Here is an 18,888-nt window from a genome sequence, read left to right as displayed (position 1 = left end):
GTTGCGATCGCCTCAGTCGTTACGCGATGTCTACGACGGGCTACGCCTACGCAATCTACGGTAAATGCACTCTAAAATACTTAATTAATTACGGTGATTATTGCTGTAGTGAACCCTTGTACCTGCCCACAGCAACTTCTCCCGTAGCGTCTGATAGTAGGAATTGTTCTCGCGCAAAATAATAAATTTAGCCCGACACTCTGCCATCCGTACATCAACACGGTGTCCGGGCCAAATTGAAGTTCCCAAAACCCCATCTGTCCACAGCTTGGTACTCAAATCGTAATCCCCCAAAGGCCAAATACTCACCACAGAACCAGGGGGTAAAACGAGGGGACGACTAGAAAGGCTCATTGCACAAATAGGAGTGATGGTAAGGGCTTCCATACCATCATGCATAATTGGCCCATTCGCAGAAACGGTGTAACCTGTGGAACCTGTAGGAGTGGAAATAATCAACCCATCCCCGACGTATTGATCGACTACCTCACCATCGATTTCCATTTCCAGAATTGAGGTGATCATTCGGTCAGCGGAGGCGGGTTTGACACAGAATTCATTCAAAGCCAGATAACGTTCGCTTACTGGTTCCAAATTAGATCCATGACCTTCATACACCGCAGCTTGTAACATCATCCGTCGTTGGATAGCATAGCGATCCTCAAACAGTCGATCCCAAACTTTCTCTGTATCCTGAAACTCTTCCACTGACTCAGTTAAAAACCCCAGATGACCTCCCACATTCACTCCCAGAATTGGGATACCAGCTGGGGCTAAATGTCTGGCACCAGTTAAAACAGTACCATCGCCACCGAGTACCAAGGCGAGATCGATTGGTTGAGTTGCCGAAGCCAAAAAGACTGGATAAGGGTTGTCTTTCGGCCCGCTAGGCCCCATCAACACTTGGCACTCGCGACTTTCTAGTTGTTTCGCACAGATTTCTGCCCATTCTTTACTCCGGGCATCCCGCGCTTTATAAGCAATGATTACCTGCTTGAGTTGCACGCACAATTACCACTTCAGGAGATTAAACTGCTCCATATCGACGGTATCGCGGTTGCGATAAATGGCCAGCACGATCGCTAAACCCACCGCCGCCTCGGCTGCGGCCACGGTAATCACAAATACTGTGAAAACCTGACCCTTAATTAATGTTGAGTCGAGGAAGTTGGAAAATGCCATTAAATTCAGGTTAACAGCATTGAGCAATAATTCAATTGACATCAGCACCCGCACAGCGTTGCGGCTAGTAATTAAACCGTAGATGCCAATGCAGAATAAAGCTGCTGCTAGTAATAAAAAGTACTGGAGTTGCATGAATCTGAGTATCCCTCCTGAAAAAGCTGGCTGTTTATCTACGAATCAGGTCGCAAATATTACTCTTTTGTTTCGCTGGTTGTTGATACTAGTTCTCTGGGGCGTTCTTGTAAAGTCAAAACAGTTTGCCCCACATTGGATCGTGTCAGTTGATCTGGCAAATACTCACGACGTGCCAAAATAATTGCTCCTACCATCGCTATCAGCAGCAAAATGGAAGCTAATTCAAAAGGTAGTAAAAAGTCAGTGAAGAAATGTTCGCCAATCAAAACTATAGAACTTTCGCCACCGGCTACAGGAGCGGTTGAATACGCCCAAGGAGTAGCCAGCACCATCGTACTTAAAAGACCAAACAATCCTACACTAACTACACCCGTCAGTACTTTACGCACCCAAGAGTTAGGAAATGCTACAAAATTTTGCCGCTTGTTCACCAACATAATGGCAAACAAAATCAGCACGTTAACCGCCCCTACGTAAATTAGTATTTGTGCAGCTGCAACAAAATCAGCATTTAGCAACAGGTACATTCCCGCTATGCTGATGAACACACCCCCCAGCAAAAAGGCAGAATAGACGATGTTGGAGAACAGCACCACACCAATGGCTGCCCCAATCATCATCACGCCCAGTATGCCAAGTGATACTAACTGTACTCCTTCTGCTAGATTCACTGTTTTTTGTCCTTAGTCAATTGTCACTGGTCATTGGTCATTGGTCATTGGTCATTAGTCATTGGTCATTAGTCATTGGTCAAATAACAAAGGACAAATGACAATGGACAAATGACAAATGACATTTATTTTTCTGTTTGTTCTACCAAGTCTTCTGGACGCGCACCTGCACGTGGCGCATCTGCGGGCAGTCCGTGGGGTTCGAGGACGCCTTTGGGTAGGTAAACTAGTTCGCGCAGTGGTGTAACCATTGGATCGTCTGTTACTTTATACGGCAGACGACCTAGCGCTACGCTGTCATAATTCAATTCATGGCGATCGTAAGTGGCAAGCTCATATTCTTCTGTCATCGATAGACAGTTAGTGGGGCAAAATTCCACACAATTACCGCAAAAGATACAAACTCCAAAGTCAATGCTGTAGTGGTTGAGTTTTTTCTTTTTGCTGGCTTTGTCGAATTCCCAATCCACTACAGGTAGGTTAATTGGACAAACGCGAACGCAAACTTCGCAAGCGATGCACTTATCAAATTCAAAGTGAATCCTACCGCGAAACCGTTCGCCAGGAATTAGTTTTTCGTAAGGGTACTGTACTGTAATTGGACGCCGCCGCATGTGGTCGAAGGTGACAGAAAGCCCCTGACCAATGTAACGCGCAGCTTGTACCGTTTCTTTGGCGTAATCACCAACTTGTTTTAGGAACTTTAGCATTTTGTGTCTCTCTCTTTTCAATTTTGGATTTTGGATTTTGGATTTTAGATTTCAGACTTAATCTAAAATCTAAAATCTAAAATCTAAAATTGGCTTACCCGCCGAAGGCGAAGGGAAAGGCTAGTTTCAGGGCGGCGGTTAATAGCAGATTAACCAAACCAACTGGTAACAAAAACTTCCATCCTAAATCTAACAGTTGGTCAATCCGTACCCGTGGCACTGTCCAGCGCAACAGGATGGCGACAAACACTAGTAAATAGGCTTTGAACACGGTCATGGTGATACCCAAAGCCGCAGTTACTATCTGGAACACGGGATTTAATTCACTGACTCCCAGCCAACCAGCGATGAGGTTGAGGGGAATCGGAAAGTCCCAACCGCCCAGGTAGAGAATTGCTACTAGTAAGGAAGAAAGGATTAAGTTAACGTATGAACCCAGGTAGAATAGACCAAATTTCATGCCTGAGTATTCAGTCTGATAGCCGGCGACGATTTCTTCTTCCGCTTCGGGTAAGTCAAAGGGTAATCGTTCGCATTCAGCGAGGGCGGCTATCCAAAAGATCAGAAAACCAATTGGTTGTCGCCAAATGTTCCAGCCCAGAATGCCGTAGCCAGATTGCTGATTGACAATATCAACAGTGTCGAGGCTATTAGACATCATAGCGATCGCTAACACCGCCAGTGACAAAGGAATTTCATAGCTAATAGATTGCGCTGCTGCCCGCAAGCCCCCTAAGAGGGAGTATTTGTTATTAGATGCGTAGCCAGCCATCAATAAACCAATGGGTTGAATGCTTGACAAGGCAATCCACAAGAATACGCCCATGCCCACATTGCTAATTACGATATTCTGTCCAAAGGGCACAATCAGGAACGACAGAAACACCGGAATTACAACAATAATTGGGCCAAGAGTAAACAGCCAGGGGTCAGACTTGGCTGGTACTATATCTTCTTTAAATACCAGCTTCAGACCATCCGCTACAGGCACCAGCAACCCAAAAGGCCCCTGGTATTCTGGCCCAATTCGCTGCTGTGCGGAGGCAGAAATTTTCCGTTCTAGCCAAGTAGCAACTAATACCCCCACTGTTGCTCCAATCAGCATCAGTATCATTGGCAGCGGCATCCAAATCGCTTTGGCTGTTCCTGCTGGTATACCTAAATCCCGGAGGGATTCAATAAAAGTTCCTTGGAGGTCAATTCCTGAATTCATGTTTCCGCTCTTTAAGACATCGAGTCATGGTGAGTTACAACTATTACTTGAATTAATAACTGTAAATTCACCCATTTTTAATTTTTGCTGTGATGACGTCCGATTGAAGATTTGTTGCCAATTCCCATGCCTAGTATATCGTTGGATGGTTTGACCACCCTGAAGCGAGATGAGAATTCTACTTATGGTTGGCATTGAGTTTGGCTATTGAGGGATGGGGGAGCAGGGGAGCAAGGGGGCAGGGGAGCAGAAGAGATGTTGCAGTAAGTCTTTCCCCTCTGCCCCTCCGCACCTCTGCCTCTTGTACCCAATACCCATTTACCGTTTGTCAATGGGGGTATAAGTAACTTCGTGCAGACCGTTGTAAACCTGGGTAGGACGGAAAATCCGGTTTTCTGCTAGTTGTTCTTTCCAGTGGGCTAGCCAACCGGCAACGCGAGCGATCGCAAATATTGGTGTAAACAAGTCGGTGGGAATTCCCATCTTTCTATACACCAAACCGGAATAAAAGTCAATATTGGGATAAATCCCCTTGCTACCGAGTTTTTCTTCTACCACTCGTTCCATTTCTTGAGCAATGTCATAGAATTTGTCATGGCCAAACTTCTCAAACAATTGCTCTGCTAGTCCTTGTAAAATTATGGCTCGTGGGTCTTTCACTTTATACACACGATGTCCAAAGCCCATAATCTTAGATTTAGTTTCCAGACAATGCTCTATGTAGGGACGGACATTTTCCACAGAGCCAATTTTTTCCAACATCTGAATTACTTCTTCATTGGCTCCCCCATGCAGAGGCCCACCCAAAGTTCCCACAGCACTAGCAACCACAGCATAAGGATCGGTCAAGGTGGAAGCTGTCACCCTGGCACTGAAAGTGGAAGCATTCATTGTATGCTCGACTTGAAGTATCAAGCAGATATCAAAAATCCGCGCCATGAGAGGATCGGGTTCTCGCTCATCGAGCATGTATAGAAAGTTGGCGGAATAGTCTAAGTCATCACGGGGACGCACAGGATCGTTGCCTTTCCGCATCAGTTGGAACGCCGCCACCATCGTGGGAATGGTTGCTATCAGGCGCACCACTGAATCTCGAATGTAGACAGGATTGTGCAAATCGCGGAGCGAATAAAACAAGCCTAAAGCAGCAGCAGAAGCTTGTAGGGCATCCATTGGGTGGCCGCTTTCTGGAAAGCATTTCATCATGTCCCGAATGCGGTATTTTATCCGCCGGTGGTAACGAACTTCATGCTCAAATGTTTCCAGTTCTTCCTTGCTTGGCAGTTTACCCCAGATTAAGAGATAAGCAGTTTCTAAGAATGTACTTTTTTCTGCTAGTTCTTCAATCCGAATGCCACGATATTCTAGTATTCCCTTTTGCCCATCAACATAGCTGATACTTGATTGAGCGGCGGGAATGCCTTCTAAACCAGGCTTGTATTCGCACACCATCATGGCAACACCATTCGCTTTGTGAAATATCTGATCAAGCTAACTTACCAGAAATTTATTGTCGCCATAACAGTAGCCGTTCTAACAACAATTAGAAATGTTGAAAAACTGTTATAGCAGGTACTTGGGTGGTGTCAACCAAAACATCTGACTCCGACCCAGAGCAGAACCTGTTTCTGGTAGTTTTATCCCAATCATACCTGCTTTTTTCAAGACTAAGCTTGCTTTGACTTCTCCCCACAGGAGAATTTCTGCCCAATTGGTTAAATCAGGTTCGTGTCCAACCAGCGCCAGTTGGGTATTTTGGGAATAATTTCTTGGTTCTAACCAGTCTTTGAGCCAACTAGAAATTTGACCATCGTGGGCGAGGTGGCTAGATTCCTCTAACTGGGAGCTTAGTTTTTCTGCTATCAGGATTTCAGCCGTTTGGCGGGCCCGCACTAAGGGACTGGTGAGAATTAAATCAAAGTTTAAACCTAATTTAACAAGTTTCTGGGCAACTTTCTCAGTTTTTTGCCTTCCTTCTTTGGTAAGGCTGCGCTCCTCATCTTTGATGCCTAATCCCTTGTCTTCGGCGATGCCATGACGAATTAAGTAGAGTTCCATTCTTTGTATTATGAGTGATCGGTTAGGCTGCTCTTAGGCAATCTTAAAACGCTATTTACCACTTAGCAATTTGTCATACTCTGGATGTGACCCAATCCAAAACCATACAAAATTTTCATCTTCTTTTACAGCAAGCGCCCGATAATATATACCAATACGGACTGACCAAAACTGACCAATTTTTTTGAAATGCAATGATGGATATTTGGGATCTTCCCGAAGAAACTCATAACATCGATCAGCAAGCTCTTGGATATCAATTGGTAACTGGCGATAGTAATACCAAAAATCAGGGGTTGCTCGATGTTTCACAGGTCAGTACAACGCCCTTCTCGCAGATGTTTGAGCGCTTTCTGTGCTAATGCATCTAACCGACCTTCAGCCACATCTTTTTCAATCTGTTTATCCCAGGCTGCTGCATCGAATTCCGTAAACCAAGCACGAAATGCGGCGAGATCCTCTGATGAAAGTCCACTAACATCGCATTCGACATTTATAAGCTGTTCGTCGTTTACGTTTAATTCTTTCTTTAGTTTCTCATTTCCTAGTGCTAAAAGAAGGCTTTGATTGATTAAATTTTGCCTTAATTCTTCTCGTTTATCCCAGTCTGTTGCATCGAATTCGGCAAACCAGGCACGAAAAGCAACTAGATTCTCTGATGAAAGTTGACTAACATCGAATTCGATTTTCCATTCAGTTAACAATTCACGAACCAAATTGTCCAAATTATGTACAACTGGCAAATTTAGGTTTTCAATATATCCGTGAGCAAGACGATTCCAAACTTCAAAACAAGCTTGAGCAAGGTCAAATTGAGAGATTGATAACTCTCCCAAGGAGTACAGATGTCTTAGTAATCCTATAACGGGGAAACGTTCAATAGGAATTGACACATCGACTGCTCGCTTTCTTAAAGCACCCTCAAATATACTCCACATCAAAAGAAAAGCAGGCTCGATTTCATCATTTTCAATAAGCTTATGTGCTTGCATAAACCGATTGGTTAGCTCTTGCCATGAAGGAAATTGTTCGGATGTTCCAGGTAATGACTTGGCTTCTATGTCTTCAAGCGTTACTAATAAAAAATGCCAACCTGGATGCGTACTAACTTCCTCTGCTATAGCTTTTAAACGATCAACCGACAGACGGTTGAGGCTGTTTTTTACTTCAATTACCAAACTCGAACCGTCTTTAATAGCAATTATATCTGGCTGGTAGTTACCCAAATCAAATGGTAATTCATCTGTTTTTGGTTCAAGCAGAACACGAAATCCTTGAGTTTCGTACTTCTCTGCCAGAAATTTTACCTTTTCATCATATAGAATTTTAGTATTGTTAGTCATAAGTATTTTTCCAATGGTTGAGATTCACTTACTTTTACATAAACACACTCTTTACCTGTGATTACAGCACCCTGTAATAAGGAAGGTAGACTTTTAATCTCAATTGGGTCAGACATAAACCGACGATGGCTTTCTACATCTGATACTAAACTATCATCTTCAAAAACTAAGCCTACAAGTGCATCCTGAATCGGCTTGATAATATTATCGGTATCAGCCGGAAAATCATCACAAAGATAGACAAGCGTCAGTTGTAAATCACCTTGTTTAATGACGCTGCGATCTTTCCAAACTTTTTGAGCTTCAACGCGCACAAAATTCTTCCATGCCTGAAGATTTTCTTTTTTCTTTGTCTGTAACGAAACAGGTCGTCTGGGAATGAGAAATTCAAAAGGTATTATTCGCATCCCAAGTGCATATCAAGTGCATATATTTATAATTAGTTAACATTACAGCAATTTTCACAGATGGCTCCTTATTATGTTGAGCATATCTATACTTATACAAAAATTCTACATGGTTATTCGTCAGCGTTAGGATAAAAGTCTAAGTCTAAAATCTCATAAACAGAAAACGGACAAGCGATCGCAAAGTTATCTTCTGATAAACTTGTTTCCACCATTGCCTCTCGCCGCGCTCTTTGATAGTTAGTATTTATCCACTCGACATCATTTAACAAACGCCGCAAGCTAGGACTTTCTTGCAGCAATTCATCTATATTCAGTCGCTCACGGATAAATAATGGTCACTTGCCAACTGTGACTACAACGTTCGGGTTGATACTTCCACTTCAACAAATGCGATAAAATTAACCGCAACGCACTTTGCAACGCTCGCTGTTGACTCTTACCCAAGTCCACCACTTCCTCAATTAAGTGTTCTAAATCCAGCGTGTCCCAGTGGTGCGTAGCCGTAGCCCGTCGTAGACATCGCAAAAGCTCTGCTGTCTGCTCTACCCAAGCATAAAAATCTTGCTCATACAGAGTTTGTAAGATTTGGAGTTTTGTAGACTTCATGGCGCTCCTTCTTCACAAATAAATAGGTAGGCGCAAGTTAACTTTGATTTAGTTCAGAATTTGTCATAAAACCCAAATTCCCGACTTTTATCAAAAATCGGGAATTGATGCTATGTGACCAAACACTTTGACTGCTGCATTGGTTAAAACTTTTCCCTGTCTCCTTGAGTTCCCTCTACTCCGACTGAATCGGGTTGTCTCTCGGATTAACTAACCTCAACAGTTTTTGCTTAATTTGAGCGTCGAATACTTCCCATTTCATTTTCGCATAAGCAGAATTTTCGTTGCTGCCAGATAAGAAGCCCATTGGAATTTCAAAGCCACCTGCGCTTGTTCTTCCACCGCCGAAAAAGCGCCCTGCACTATCTTGTCCAAAGGCTTCTTTGATGAATTCATCGGGGTCAAGAGTAAGTTTGCTAGTTCTCAGGGAGCCAATGACTATTTCTAGTTCTTCGTCTTCGTCATGAACAATGCCGTAAACTACGGCAGTGTGGACGTTTTCTTCTGTAACCAGAAAATCAGCTGCTTGGGGGATGGCGTCACGGTCTTCGTAACGTAAATAACCAACACCAGCAATGGAAAAGTTATTTTGGACGATGCGGTTTTTGAGCGATCGCTCGATCACATCCATTACCCGCTTGGAACGGTTGGCCTGTAAAATGGCATTCAGCAGTTGGGCATCATAAAATCGGCTTAAATACGCCGCTGCCATAAAGTCTTCTTCTTGCGCTTGCATGAGCCGATTTGTATCCGATCGCAAGCCATGCATCAAGGCAGTGGCGCATTTGACGTGTTGATTTATGCTGCTATCTAATGCTAATAATCCTGTTTGGAGGTATTGAGTAAAAATTGTTGCCGTCGCTCTTACATAAGGACGAATATCCTCAAACTCTGAGTGCAGATCGCCTTGGATACTGTGATGGTCGATGAGTACCACTAGGGGAATTCCAGCCTGCTGCACCGATGACAGTAGTTGCGAAGTGGTTCCCTGGTTGTCAATTAGCACAAAACCTTGATAAGATGACAAATCTTTTGTTTTCAGGGTTTGCGTTGTCCAGCGTTGGATAGGTAAATTAGTCAGCCTTACCAAGGCAATATTTTCTTGATGGCTCAATGCGCCAGCATAAATGATTTCACACTTGATATCATATTGCTGGGCAATTAACTGATAAGCCCAGGCACAGGAAAGGGCATCAGGGTCAGGAAAATCTTGCAGAATTACCAGTTGGCGATCGTGTCGGTGTGCCAATAGGGTTCTTTGCAGTTCTTCTGACTTTTGTTGTGCCAGAGAATTACCACGGTGACTGAGATATATAGCCCCATCACCTACCGATGGCGGTAATGATGGACTCTTAAATGCAACTTCCACTGGCGCTTTCTCGATTTCAGGTTCCTCTGGGTTTGGCTCTGTGGTCAATGACAAACTCTCAAACTGAGTAACGGGAGAATTAAAGTACATAGGGAACTTTTTTAAAGTGTGAGGCTCCTTTAATTCAGAAATACTACGAGCAGCAATTCCCTGAATTTAGCCACATTAATTACGATCTTCGCAAAAATATCAAGACATTGCACTATACATCTAAGTATATTTCTTGCCAGTAACAGCGCTCAACAATCAACTAACTTCCACTAAAGGGGATACAGCAAGGAAGTATAGGATATCGGGCTGTATCTGGCAGCACAAATATGTTTTAGGAGTTTTGTTCTCTTTCGTAAATTGAATTAAGGGGATTTTTATCTAACTTAGGGTATACTTCCTATCTTATACTTTAGGATTAGTCCTTGATATTTGAAATATTCTTATGCTTAATATTCTCATTATTGTGACTATTGAGCAATTAACAATTATTTTTGATGAACTACGCTTATTTCCTATCCCCTTTGAAAATTCTGAAAATTTAGAGTCAAGTCCAATGGAAAAGGGCAAAATACAGGGGGAGTAAAGAGCAAAAGGGAAAATCTATATATATACAACAAATTTAAAAGCTTGATAGTTGATGCAATCACCTTTGTTGCAAGCCATATAGCCACCAATTTTTAACACTCCATCACTAAAGTTATTGGCTATTTCCCAAAGAAAGAGGGTATTTCTTCTTTCTTGTTTCTCCTTTGCTCCTCTGTTTTTTGCTCAAAGACCTATAACATACTTTTGCCACTCTGTATGCAGTCCACTCTTAAGATGTTTGCTGACCTCGAAATAGAGACTGCTATAAGGTTGGCGCGGGGGATGACGCAAAGGCATGTGAGCTTCGTGGGGAGTCCGACTGCCTTTTTTGACATTGCAACGGACACAAGCGGTAACAATATTCTCCCAAGTATCGCCTCCGCCGCGCGATCGCGGTATTACATGGTCTAGTGTCAATTCATCCCCTGTGTAACCACAGTATTGACAGGCATGACCATCACGGTGCAATATATTTCGGCGAGTTAGAGGGATTTCTTTATAAGGAACGCGTACATAATGACGCAACCGGATTACGGTCGGCAACGGGAAATCCGTATACAGAAATTTACCGTTGTGTTCCACGCGTTCTGCTTTGCCCTTGATTAAAAGAACTACAGCACGACGCCAACTCGTTATATTGAGAGGTTCGTAAGAGGCGTTTAAGACTAAAACCTTCCCCATTATTTGCGCTCAGGGTATGAGTTTTACAATATATTAACACAAATACACCCTGCTAGGGAGATGAGAAGAAATTATACTTTCGGAAGAATTTGAAAATTGAGTTTGGAGTTTGGAGTTTGGAGTTGGAAAGTCAAATTTATCACTTGATTAAAATGCTTACGTAGACTGACGTAATCGCGCAGCGTCTCGTAGAGAAGAACTGAGTGAAAAGTTGAGCCTTAAGATTGACTTCTAACTCCTAACTACTCACTCTTAACTTTTACTTGAGCGCCGTAATATCTTGTATCAATTCCAATCTGAAGGTTAAACTTCCTATTTAATCTGATCTCGCTTTTAGGAGCGTGTATAGATAGATAATTTGCAAGTTTAACCGTAGCGGGATAGGAGTCAGTACAAATGTTAAGTCGCAAACAAATCCCTGGTGTAGTTCCTAATCAGCAGTGCGATACCTACGCGTGGTTTTCGCAACGAGCTTGGGTAGAAATTGATTTAGAGGCGTTGTCGTACAATGTAAAGCAATTGGTGCAGTTTTTATCGCCGCGTACCCAGTTAATGGCAGTAGTAAAAGCTGATGCCTACGGACATGGAGCAGTAACAGTCGCCCAAATCGCCATCCAATCGGGAGCTAGTTGCTTGGGAGTGGCTACAATTCCAGAAGCTATTCAATTGCGAGAAGGCGGGATTCAAGCGCCCATTTTGATTTTAGGGGCAACTCATACACTAGAGCAGATTCATGCGATCGCCCAATGGAAACTTCAGCCTACACTGTGTAGCCCTAAACAAGCTTTAGTATTTTCCGATATTCTGGAATCCATGAATCATGGTTCTCCAGTGCCCGTACACATCAAATTAGACACGGGAATGTCTAGGTTGGGAACTGATTGGCGGCAAGCAGGTGAATTTGTGCAATTAGTGCAGCGATTACCACATCTATCTATTGCCAGTATTTATTCTCATTTGGCGACAGCAGACGATCCCGATCCGACGGCAATGGAAGAACAGCATAAACGATTTGAGGAAGCGATCGCTCAAATCAAAGCAATGGGAATTGAACCGCCTTGCTTGCACTTGGCAAACTCAGCCGCCGCACTCACAAACCCGGCATTACACTACGACATGGTGCGTGTAGGTTTAGCCGTTTACGGACTCTACCCAGCACCGCATTTACAAAATGCGATCGATCTCAAGCCTGTTTTACAACTTAAAGCAAGAGTTATTCAAGTTAAAACAATTGCCGCAGGAACCGCTGTTAGCTACGGGCATAAATTTATTGCCCCACGCGAACTTCGCCTCGCCGTCGTGGGAATTGGCTACGCTGACGGTGTTCCTCGCAGTCTTTCCAACAAAATGCAGGTGTTAATTCGCGGTCAGCGGGTGTCGCAAATTGGGACAATTACAATGGATCAGTTAATGCTGGATGTAAGTGCCATACCCAATATCCAAGAAGGAGAAGTAGTCACCTTATTGGGAGAACAGGGAAAAGAACAAATTTCAGCAGACGATTGGGCAAAACAATTAAACACAATTTCTTGGGAAATTCTCTGTGGATTCAAGCATCGTCTGCCTCGTGTTGCAGTTATGTAATTGGGCATGGGGCATTGGGCATGAGGAAAACTCTTCTCCCCAACTCCCCATTCCCTATTCCCAAAAATAATTTCTTATGGTATGATAGTAAACTGATGCGGATGTGGCGAAATTGGCAGACGCGCTAGATTTAGGTTCTAGTTCCGAAAGGAGTGAAGGTTCAAGTCCTTTCATCCGCACTTTTGATAAATTAAATTGCCTTATCTAGGCTGGTAGTTATACTTGAGTTAAAAGTTCAAGAATAGTTACCAGCCTATTTAAATATTGCTTATACCAATTTAATGTGAAGCTGCACTAAATGAGTAACTCCCTATTCTTGGCGCTCTTCTCTAACGAGACGCTACGCGAAGGCGTACTTGGTGAACCAGCGCTGTAGGCGGGTTTGCCGCCGTAAGCGACTGGTGAACCCGAAGGGCGGTTCGTTTAATATTGTGTGCATCTTCATACAGAATTGGTATTAAATAAAAATATGTTTCGCTAACATAGCTTCAAATACAAAAGGATATTTGAAGCTATGTTTGTGGTACAATGCGCCTGTGAACAAGATAGGGAAAGACTTTTAACTGAATAAGTCTGTTCTCCAAATGATAGTAAATGTGTAAAAGTGGATAAGTCCTAGTGGATTTAATAACCTACAATTTTCGTAGGTAGGATGTGTTCGAGACATAATGTACCATTCCGATAACTTTCAGTACCTACTCTCGGCGGTAAAAAAACACTCTGCAAAAAATAAGTTTTGCATTCTGTTTCATCTAAGTTCTGAAATACAAATAACAAAAAATACATTATTGCTTTCAATAAATAAGTATTGTTACTGTGGTCAATTTGAAGTTACTCGATGCAAAGTGGCTTCATTCAGTCCTTACTTGTTTAAAAACTAGATTGTATTTAAGTGTAAATACAGAAGTTCAAAGATATTAGCATCAATAAAATCAGTATTATTTCTGTGGTCAGATTGGGGTTACTCAATGGAAAGTGGCTTCATCTAGTCTTGACATTTTTATGTCTTATTTCTCGAAAGATGTTGAAAAACCTCAGTAACACTAAGTAGATTGATCGCAATTTACGAATTTACTAAGATTTGCTCATCTGAAAATAACGCTACTCTCGTTGAGTTTCACCACAAACCTAGATGTAAACAGATGTACTTTAAAATACAAAAGTTTAATGCTTTTTACTTGATTTTAATTGTGGAATAACTCTACACGAATTTAGCTTACACGTATCGAATTTTAGCTGAAGTAAAAGCAAAATGAGCACAACTCCTATAGGTAGCTACAGGTTGTTCCAGAAACTACATCCGCTATCTCTGTTGGCACAATTAACAAGTCGGCGTGCTACGGGTTGCCTAAGCGTATTTACCGGGATAGTTTCTTGGTCAATCTATCTAGAGGACGGTAAACTTACTTATGCCTCCTATTCAGATAAACTATTTGAGCGCCTTGACAGTCACTTACGGCGCTTGAGTCAGCAAATTCCTGCTCTCAACAGCGCCACTCGCGTACAGATGCGGCTGATGTTTGAGACAAAGAATGAACATCAATCAATACCAAATGCAGATTACCAAGCTATTTGTTGGTTAGTAAATCAGGACTATATTACCTCTGTGCAAGCAGGAAGCCTGATAGACGAATTGGCAAAAGAAGTAATGGAATCATTTCTGTGTTTAAAAGAAGGTAGCTATGAATTCAGTCCAGAAAGCTCTTTGGACGAACAACCAAAGTTCTGTCACTTAGATTTAAGGTTGCTTGTTGAACACTGTCAAAAGCAATTACGAAATCGGCAAAATATTCAGTCATCAATACCGGCTGGCGGGAGTTCCCAAATATTTTCTACAACACAATCGTCTCAAGTTCAGCCACAGCTGCAAATAAAGCTTGGGCAAAAATTGCCAATACCAATCAATTTTGATATTCCTGAGAATAATAAGAATACTCAGCCACCTGTTGGCAAAAAACTATATACAATTGCCTGCATTGATGATAGCCAAACAGTTTTGAATTCTATCAAACATTTTTTGGATGAAAATACATTTTCAGTTGTAACGATCAACGATCCGGTAAAAGCTTTAATGCAAATTCTACGGAGTAAGCCCGATTTGATTTTGCTAGATGTTGAAATGCCAAGTTTAGATGGCTATGAACTATGTTCCTTATTACGTAAACATTCAGCTTTTAAAAATACACCGATCGTTATGGTGACTGGTAGAACAGGATTTATCGACAGGGCAAAGGCTAAAATGGTCAGATCGTCAGGATATTTAACCAAGCCTTTTACACAATCAGAATTGCTAAAAATGGTTTTTAAGCATCTTGGTTGATTGAAATAAGGCAAATAAAAATAACAAAATATGTTTAATTTATTTTTTTAGGAGATTTAATAGTGAGCCTGACTTTACTTGGCACAATTTTGATTGTAGAAGATTCTCCCAGTGAATTGGAATTAATGAGCCATTATCTCAAAGAAAGTGGTTACAACGTAATTAAAGCAAGTGGTGCAAAAGAGGGTTTAGAAAAAGCTGTGTTAGAAAAACCAGATGCGATCGTTACTGATGTAGTAATGCCAGAAATGAGCGGATTTGAATTGTGTCGTTCTCTGAGAAGAAATCCAATTACTGCAAAAGTGCCAATTGTGGTTTGTAGTTCTAAAAATCAAGAAATTGACCGTTTGTGGGCAATGAGACAAGGCGCAGATGCCTATATAACTAAACCTTACACCCGCGAACATCTCCTACGTACTATTAAATCAGTGGTAATTTGAATCAATGACTAGTACAAACATTACTCTTTCTTCAAAACCAATTCCGAATAATTTAGCAGATAGTTATCTGAAGTTTCAGCTAAATCAACAAACTACTGCTGTTTTATCAATGAGGCATACGCAAGAAGCAATTCTTGTGCCTGTTGAATCTATTACGTCAATACCGAATATGCCATCCTGCATATTAGGATTAATGAATTGGCGGAGTCGGATAATTTGGGTAGTTGATTTACCAAGAATGCTCAATTTAGAATCCCTAGATTATCGACTGCGACAATACAATGTGATCGTTATCCAAGTGGAATCATTGGTGTTGGGATTAGTTGTACAAGAAATAAAAGGTACAACCAAGTTCATAGTTGATGATATTCATTCTCCTATAGGACAAGTGACATCCAGTTTAGTTCCTTATTTATGTGGGTGCGTTGTGCAACAGGAAGAAATATTACTGGTATTAGATGCACAGGCTATCGTGCAATCTTCTATTCTCCGCAGTGATTAGGGTTTACTACTAAAAACAGCTTTTTAGTGTTCTTATTCACATACTTAGGAGAACTACTTTTATGTTTAATAAAACCAACACGAATCAAGGTAATAGCTCTCAAAATCGAGCATCACTGATTTCATCTCAAAAAGTTATGGGAACTGTCGTAAAGGTACCAACTAAGCTGACTAATGAAAGTGCTAATAGTTCTTCTTGGAATCAGGGGATTGCCTATTTTACAAGGCTGGGATTGGTTAAGAAAGCGACTATTTTAGCGATCGCAATCGGTACAATACCAGTTTTGGGCATCGGTGCGATCGCTTTTGGTTTTGCCAACAAATCCATTACTAAGCAAATTACCCAATCTCAACAAGCCGAAGCCACTGGCTTAAGTGATAAAGTTAACCGCTTTATGCTGGGACGCTACGGTGATATTCAGGTAATATCAAACTTGCTATTTTTGACAAATTCTCAAGCTAGTATTAGTACTCAAGAAAAGCAAGCAGTCTTAGATCGGGTTGTTGAAGCCTACAAAGCTTATGACAGTATTGCTGTTTTCGATCGCCAAGGTAACTTGATTGTCCAGTCCACAGGCGAACCCCTGGAAAATCAAAAAGACCGTACCTATTTTCAAGACGCTTTACAAAAAGAGACTCCTGTCATCAGCAAACCGGAAGCAGCAAATACAGGTGTTGTGAGTATTTATCTAGCCGCACCTGTGAAAGAGACAAGAACGGGTCAAACTATTGGCGTGGTACAAGCACGTATGCCCGTAAAATCTTTAGAGGAAGTTACCAAAAACTACGCAGCCAACGGACAACAATACTATTTGCTCGATGGTTCAGGAACAGTTTTCTTGAGTCCCCAAAAGGAATTATTGGGGAAAGAGGCTAAGGGAGAGTACTCTAATTTACCTAAACTGCTAGCAGCCAAAAAGGTAAATAGTTTTATAGAAGTTCCCAAAACTCACAAAAAACAAGAACTAGTTAGCTATGTACCAGCTAGCACGATAGATGGTTTACCTGATTTAAACTGGCAGGTACTTTTAGCTACAGATACAGCAACTGTATTTGAGCCGCAAAGACAATTGTTGTGGATTATAGCCATCGGTACAGCAGTGACAGCATTGATTGTAGGTGCGATCGCATCTCGGTTAGCTAAACTGACTACACTGCCAATTCTCAATGCAACTGCGGCATTAGCAAAGTTAGGTCAAGGTAAATTTAATACCCGTCTGGAAATTGAAAGAGAAGACGAATTAGGGGTATTGAGTGCAAATATCAACTTGATGGCTGAACAATTGCAGGTCTTAGTTAAAGAACAGCAACAGGAAGTAGACGTTGAAGGGGCAAAATTACTAGCAGATATTACCCTACGGATTCGGAAAGTTCTCAAAACTGAAGATATTTATCACGCAGCAGTCAAAGAAGTTCAGCAAATCCTCAAAACAGACCGGGTAATTATTTATAGTCTGAATCCAGGTACTTCGGGTGGCGTTGTCGTTGCGGAATCGGGAACTGGTAATTGGCCGGAAATGCTGGGAGTGCAAATTGACGACCCTTATTTTCGGGAACATTATCTAGAAACCGATCGCGATGGAGAGGTGCAAGCGGTTGCCAATATTCATCAAGACCAAAGCTTGAAAAATGCCGACAGTTACATCCAACTGTTGGAAAAATTTGCTGTCAAAGGTCATTTAATCGTACCGATTCTTGCCCAAGAAAAACTTTTAGGCTTATTAATTGCTCATCATTGCGAAACTCCTCGTGTTTGGCAACAGCCGGAAATTGACTTGTTTCAACAGATAGCAACTCAAGTCGGCTATGCCTTAGAACAAGCCAAGTTATTAGAAGAGATAGAAAAAGTCAGAAATGTTGCTGTAACTGGGTCAGACGAAACACTGCAACAACAACTTTTACAACTACTCAACGACGTAGAAGGTGCAGCCAGAGGCGACTTGACAGTGCGTGCAGATGTAACTGCTGGGGAAATCGGTACTGTTGCCGACTTCTTCAACTCCATTGTGGAAAGCCTCCGGGATATTGTTACCCAAGTTAAACAAGCTGCCATCCATGTAAATAGTGCCATTGGCTCTAACGAAGGAGCCATCCGCCACCTAGCAGAAGAAGCGCTAACCCAAGCTGCCGAAATCAACCGCACCCTTGATGCTGTTGACCAAATGACCCAATCCATGAAAGCTGTAGCCGAAAGTGCCGAAAAAGCTGCCTTCATTGCTAACCATGCTGCTCACACTGCTACTAAGAGTGGACACGCGATGGATTTAACAGTACAAAATATCCTCTCTTTGCGGGAAACTGTGGGTGAAACTGCTAAGAAAGTGAAACGTTTGGGAGAGTCTTCGCAACAAATTTCTCGCGTGGTTTCTTTGATTAACCAAATTGCAATTCAAACTAACCTGCTTGCTATTAATGCCGGTATTGAAGCAGCGCGTGCGGGTGAAGAAGGTCAAGGTTTTGCCGTAGTGGCTGAAGAAGTCGGCGAACTAGCAGTCAGGAGTGCCGCCGCAACCCAAGAAATTGAACAAATTGTTGAAAATATCCAACGAGAAACCAGTGAAGTAGTGCAAGCAATGGAAATAGGCACTACCCAAGTGGTAGAAGGTACTCGAATTGTGGAGGAAGCTAAACAAAGTCTGAGTGAAATTTTGGATGTATCTTCTCAAATTGACTTCTTAGTGCAGTCGATTTCCACTGCAACTGCATCTCAGGTTGAAACATCCCAAAGTGTTAGCCAATTGATGAAAGATATCGCTGCTATATCACAACGTACTAGCGATTCTTCTCGCCAAGTTTCTGAATCCCTGCAACAAACTGTGGATATTTCCCAGCAGTTGCAAGAGACTGTCGAGGCTTTCAAAGTTAGTTAAGTTTGTCATTTGTCATTTGTCCTTTGTCCTTTGCGATTTGCTAGTGACCAATGACGAATGACTTTTGTTATTTATCTTTCGTCATTTGTCCTTTGTCCTTTTACTAATGACCAATGACCAATGACTAATGACTAATGACCAATGACCCTTCGGGTGACGCTCGTGCCTCGCTAACGCTGCGCTAACGCCAGTTGCTCATGGGGGAAACCCCCAAGA

General features: G+C 42.1%; 19 protein-coding genes and 1 tRNA gene. 6 read left to right on the top strand and 14 right to left on the bottom strand.

The features are described from left to right. Positions 1–84: 84 nt before the first annotated feature. From V7K84_RS01475 to V7K84_RS01410, 14 genes are all read right to left on the bottom strand, one after another. The gene (locus V7K84_RS01475; protein WP_334835675.1) at positions 85–1,005 is read right to left on the bottom strand and encodes an NAD(+) kinase; all 921 of its coding nucleotides are present in this window, start codon (positions 1,003–1,005) and stop codon (positions 85–87) included. A gap of 6 nt (positions 1,006–1,011) precedes the next feature. Beyond that, positions 1,012–1,317 (bottom strand): NADH-quinone oxidoreductase subunit NuoK, encoded by a 306-nt coding sequence (gene nuoK, locus V7K84_RS01470; RefSeq protein ID WP_006199065.1) that lies wholly within the window; start codon positions 1,315–1,317, stop codon positions 1,012–1,014. Positions 1,318–1,376: 59 nt separating this feature from the next. Then, positions 1,377–1,991 (bottom strand): NADH-quinone oxidoreductase subunit J, encoded by a 615-nt coding sequence (locus V7K84_RS01465; protein WP_194045708.1) that lies wholly within the window; start codon positions 1,989–1,991, stop codon positions 1,377–1,379. Positions 1,992–2,116: 125 nt separating this feature from the next. Then, on the bottom strand, positions 2,117–2,701 hold the full coding sequence (ndhI, locus tag V7K84_RS01460) for an NAD(P)H-quinone oxidoreductase subunit I (protein WP_334835672.1): 585 nt from the start codon (positions 2,699–2,701) through the stop codon (positions 2,117–2,119). 94 nt (positions 2,702–2,795) lie between these two features. Further along, a complete protein-coding gene (nuoH, locus tag V7K84_RS01455) occupies positions 2,796–3,914 on the bottom strand; it encodes an NADH-quinone oxidoreductase subunit NuoH (protein ID WP_099102629.1) in 1,119 nt (372 codons plus the stop codon). Between the two features lie 318 nt (positions 3,915–4,232). Next, positions 4,233–5,369 carry a citrate synthase gene (locus tag V7K84_RS01450; protein ID WP_334835670.1) on the bottom strand — a complete coding sequence of 379 codons (1,137 nt, stop codon included), beginning with the start codon at positions 5,367–5,369 and terminating at the stop codon, positions 4,233–4,235. A 108-nt stretch (positions 5,370–5,477) separates the two neighbouring features. Beyond that, entirely contained in the window at positions 5,478–5,972 is a 495-nt protein-coding gene (sixA, locus tag V7K84_RS01445; protein ID WP_334835667.1) for a phosphohistidine phosphatase SixA, read from the bottom strand. A gap of 51 nt (positions 5,973–6,023) precedes the next feature. Next, a complete protein-coding gene (locus tag V7K84_RS01440; RefSeq protein WP_334835664.1) occupies positions 6,024–6,284 on the bottom strand; it encodes a ParE family toxin-like protein in 261 nt (86 codons plus the stop codon). Continuing rightward, positions 6,281–7,315, bottom strand: coding sequence for a hypothetical protein (locus tag V7K84_RS01435; RefSeq protein WP_334835661.1), 1,035 nt, complete (start codon positions 7,313–7,315; stop codon positions 6,281–6,283). The genes V7K84_RS01440 and V7K84_RS01435 overlap by 4 nt, the downstream gene beginning before the upstream one ends. Next, entirely contained in the window at positions 7,312–7,722 is a 411-nt protein-coding gene (locus V7K84_RS01430; protein ID WP_334835658.1) for a RusA family crossover junction endodeoxyribonuclease, read from the bottom strand. The genes V7K84_RS01435 and V7K84_RS01430 overlap by 4 nt, the downstream gene beginning before the upstream one ends. A 113-nt stretch (positions 7,723–7,835) precedes the next feature. Then, complete coding sequence (locus V7K84_RS01425; RefSeq protein WP_334835656.1) at positions 7,836–8,024, bottom strand: DUF29 family protein; 189 nt, start codon at positions 8,022–8,024, stop codon at positions 7,836–7,838. Between the two features lie 19 nt (positions 8,025–8,043). Beyond that, positions 8,044–8,331: a DUF29 domain-containing protein gene (locus V7K84_RS01420; protein ID WP_334835653.1), complete on the bottom strand. Its 288-nt coding sequence runs from the start codon at positions 8,329–8,331 to the stop codon at positions 8,044–8,046. A gap of 175 nt (positions 8,332–8,506) precedes the next feature. Next, the gene (locus V7K84_RS01415) at positions 8,507–9,790 is read right to left on the bottom strand and encodes a DHH family phosphoesterase (protein WP_334835651.1); all 1,284 of its coding nucleotides are present in this window, start codon (positions 9,788–9,790) and stop codon (positions 8,507–8,509) included. A 669-nt stretch (positions 9,791–10,459) separates the two neighbouring features. Then, positions 10,460–10,957: an HNH endonuclease gene (locus tag V7K84_RS01410; protein WP_094349059.1), complete on the bottom strand. Its 498-nt coding sequence runs from the start codon at positions 10,955–10,957 to the stop codon at positions 10,460–10,462. 396 nt (positions 10,958–11,353) lie between these two features. Here V7K84_RS01410 and alr point away from each other — a divergent pair, with 396 nt between their 5' ends. The 6 genes from alr to V7K84_RS01380 all read left to right on the top strand — a co-directional run bounded on the left by alr (position 11,354) and on the right by V7K84_RS01380 (position 18,672). Continuing rightward, a complete protein-coding gene (alr, locus tag V7K84_RS01405) occupies positions 11,354–12,541 on the top strand; it encodes an alanine racemase (RefSeq protein WP_334835649.1) in 1,188 nt (395 codons plus the stop codon). 97 nt (positions 12,542–12,638) lie between these two features. Further along, positions 12,639–12,720: transfer RNA gene (locus tag V7K84_RS01400), tRNA-Leu, on the top strand. Between the two features lie 1,073 nt (positions 12,721–13,793). Continuing rightward, entirely contained in the window at positions 13,794–14,861 is a 1,068-nt protein-coding gene (locus V7K84_RS01395) for a response regulator (RefSeq protein ID WP_334835647.1), read from the top strand. A 62-nt stretch (positions 14,862–14,923) separates the two neighbouring features. Beyond that, positions 14,924–15,301 (top strand): response regulator transcription factor, encoded by a 378-nt coding sequence (locus V7K84_RS01390; RefSeq protein ID WP_069071198.1) that lies wholly within the window; start codon positions 14,924–14,926, stop codon positions 15,299–15,301. A 4-nt stretch (positions 15,302–15,305) separates the two neighbouring features. Beyond that, positions 15,306–15,803 (top strand): chemotaxis protein CheW, encoded by a 498-nt coding sequence (locus tag V7K84_RS01385; protein WP_194042956.1) that lies wholly within the window; start codon positions 15,306–15,308, stop codon positions 15,801–15,803. 61 nt (positions 15,804–15,864) lie between these two features. Further along, on the top strand, positions 15,865–18,672 hold the full coding sequence (locus V7K84_RS01380) for a methyl-accepting chemotaxis protein (RefSeq protein ID WP_334835643.1): 2,808 nt from the start codon (positions 15,865–15,867) through the stop codon (positions 18,670–18,672). The last annotated feature ends 216 nt before the right edge of the window (positions 18,673–18,888 follow it).

Origin of the sequence: Nostoc sp., from assembly GCF_036917315.1 — a bacterium.
Classification (GTDB): Bacteria; Cyanobacteriota; Cyanobacteriia; order Cyanobacteriales; family Nostocaceae; genus Nostoc.
This window is presented reverse-complemented; position numbering and strand designations above follow the sequence as displayed.

What these genes read in the sequence shown, in the direction of transcription:
- nuoK (WP_006199065.1), bottom strand. Translation starts at nt 1,317, where the DNA reads ATGCAACTCCAGTACTTTTTATTACTAGCAGCAGCTTTATTCTGCATT.
- ndhI (WP_334835672.1), bottom strand. Translation starts at nt 2,701, where the DNA reads ATGCTAAAGTTCCTAAAACAAGTTGGTGATTACGCCAAAGAAACGGTA.
- nuoH (WP_099102629.1), bottom strand. Translation starts at nt 3,914, where the DNA reads ATGAATTCAGGAATTGACCTCCAAGGAACTTTTATTGAATCCCTCCGG.
- V7K84_RS01450 (WP_334835670.1), bottom strand. Translation starts at nt 5,369, where the DNA reads ATGATGGTGTGCGAATACAAGCCTGGTTTAGAAGGCATTCCCGCCGCT.
- sixA (WP_334835667.1), bottom strand. Translation starts at nt 5,972, where the DNA reads ATGGAACTCTACTTAATTCGTCATGGCATCGCCGAAGACAAGGGATTA.
- V7K84_RS01435 (WP_334835661.1), bottom strand. Translation starts at nt 7,315, where the DNA reads ATGACTAACAATACTAAAATTCTATATGATGAAAAGGTAAAATTTCTG.
- V7K84_RS01430 (WP_334835658.1), bottom strand. Translation starts at nt 7,722, where the DNA reads ATGCGAATAATACCTTTTGAATTTCTCATTCCCAGACGACCTGTTTCG.
- V7K84_RS01420 (WP_334835653.1), bottom strand. Translation starts at nt 8,331, where the DNA reads ATGAAGTCTACAAAACTCCAAATCTTACAAACTCTGTATGAGCAAGAT.
- V7K84_RS01415 (WP_334835651.1), bottom strand. Translation starts at nt 9,790, where the DNA reads ATGTACTTTAATTCTCCCGTTACTCAGTTTGAGAGTTTGTCATTGACC.
- V7K84_RS01410 (WP_094349059.1), bottom strand. Translation starts at nt 10,957, where the DNA reads ATGGGGAAGGTTTTAGTCTTAAACGCCTCTTACGAACCTCTCAATATA.
- alr (WP_334835649.1), top strand. Translation starts at nt 11,354, where the DNA reads ATGTTAAGTCGCAAACAAATCCCTGGTGTAGTTCCTAATCAGCAGTGC.
- V7K84_RS01395 (WP_334835647.1), top strand. Translation starts at nt 13,794, where the DNA reads ATGAGCACAACTCCTATAGGTAGCTACAGGTTGTTCCAGAAACTACAT.
- V7K84_RS01385 (WP_194042956.1), top strand. Translation starts at nt 15,306, where the DNA reads ATGACTAGTACAAACATTACTCTTTCTTCAAAACCAATTCCGAATAAT.
- V7K84_RS01380 (WP_334835643.1), top strand. Translation starts at nt 15,865, where the DNA reads ATGTTTAATAAAACCAACACGAATCAAGGTAATAGCTCTCAAAATCGA.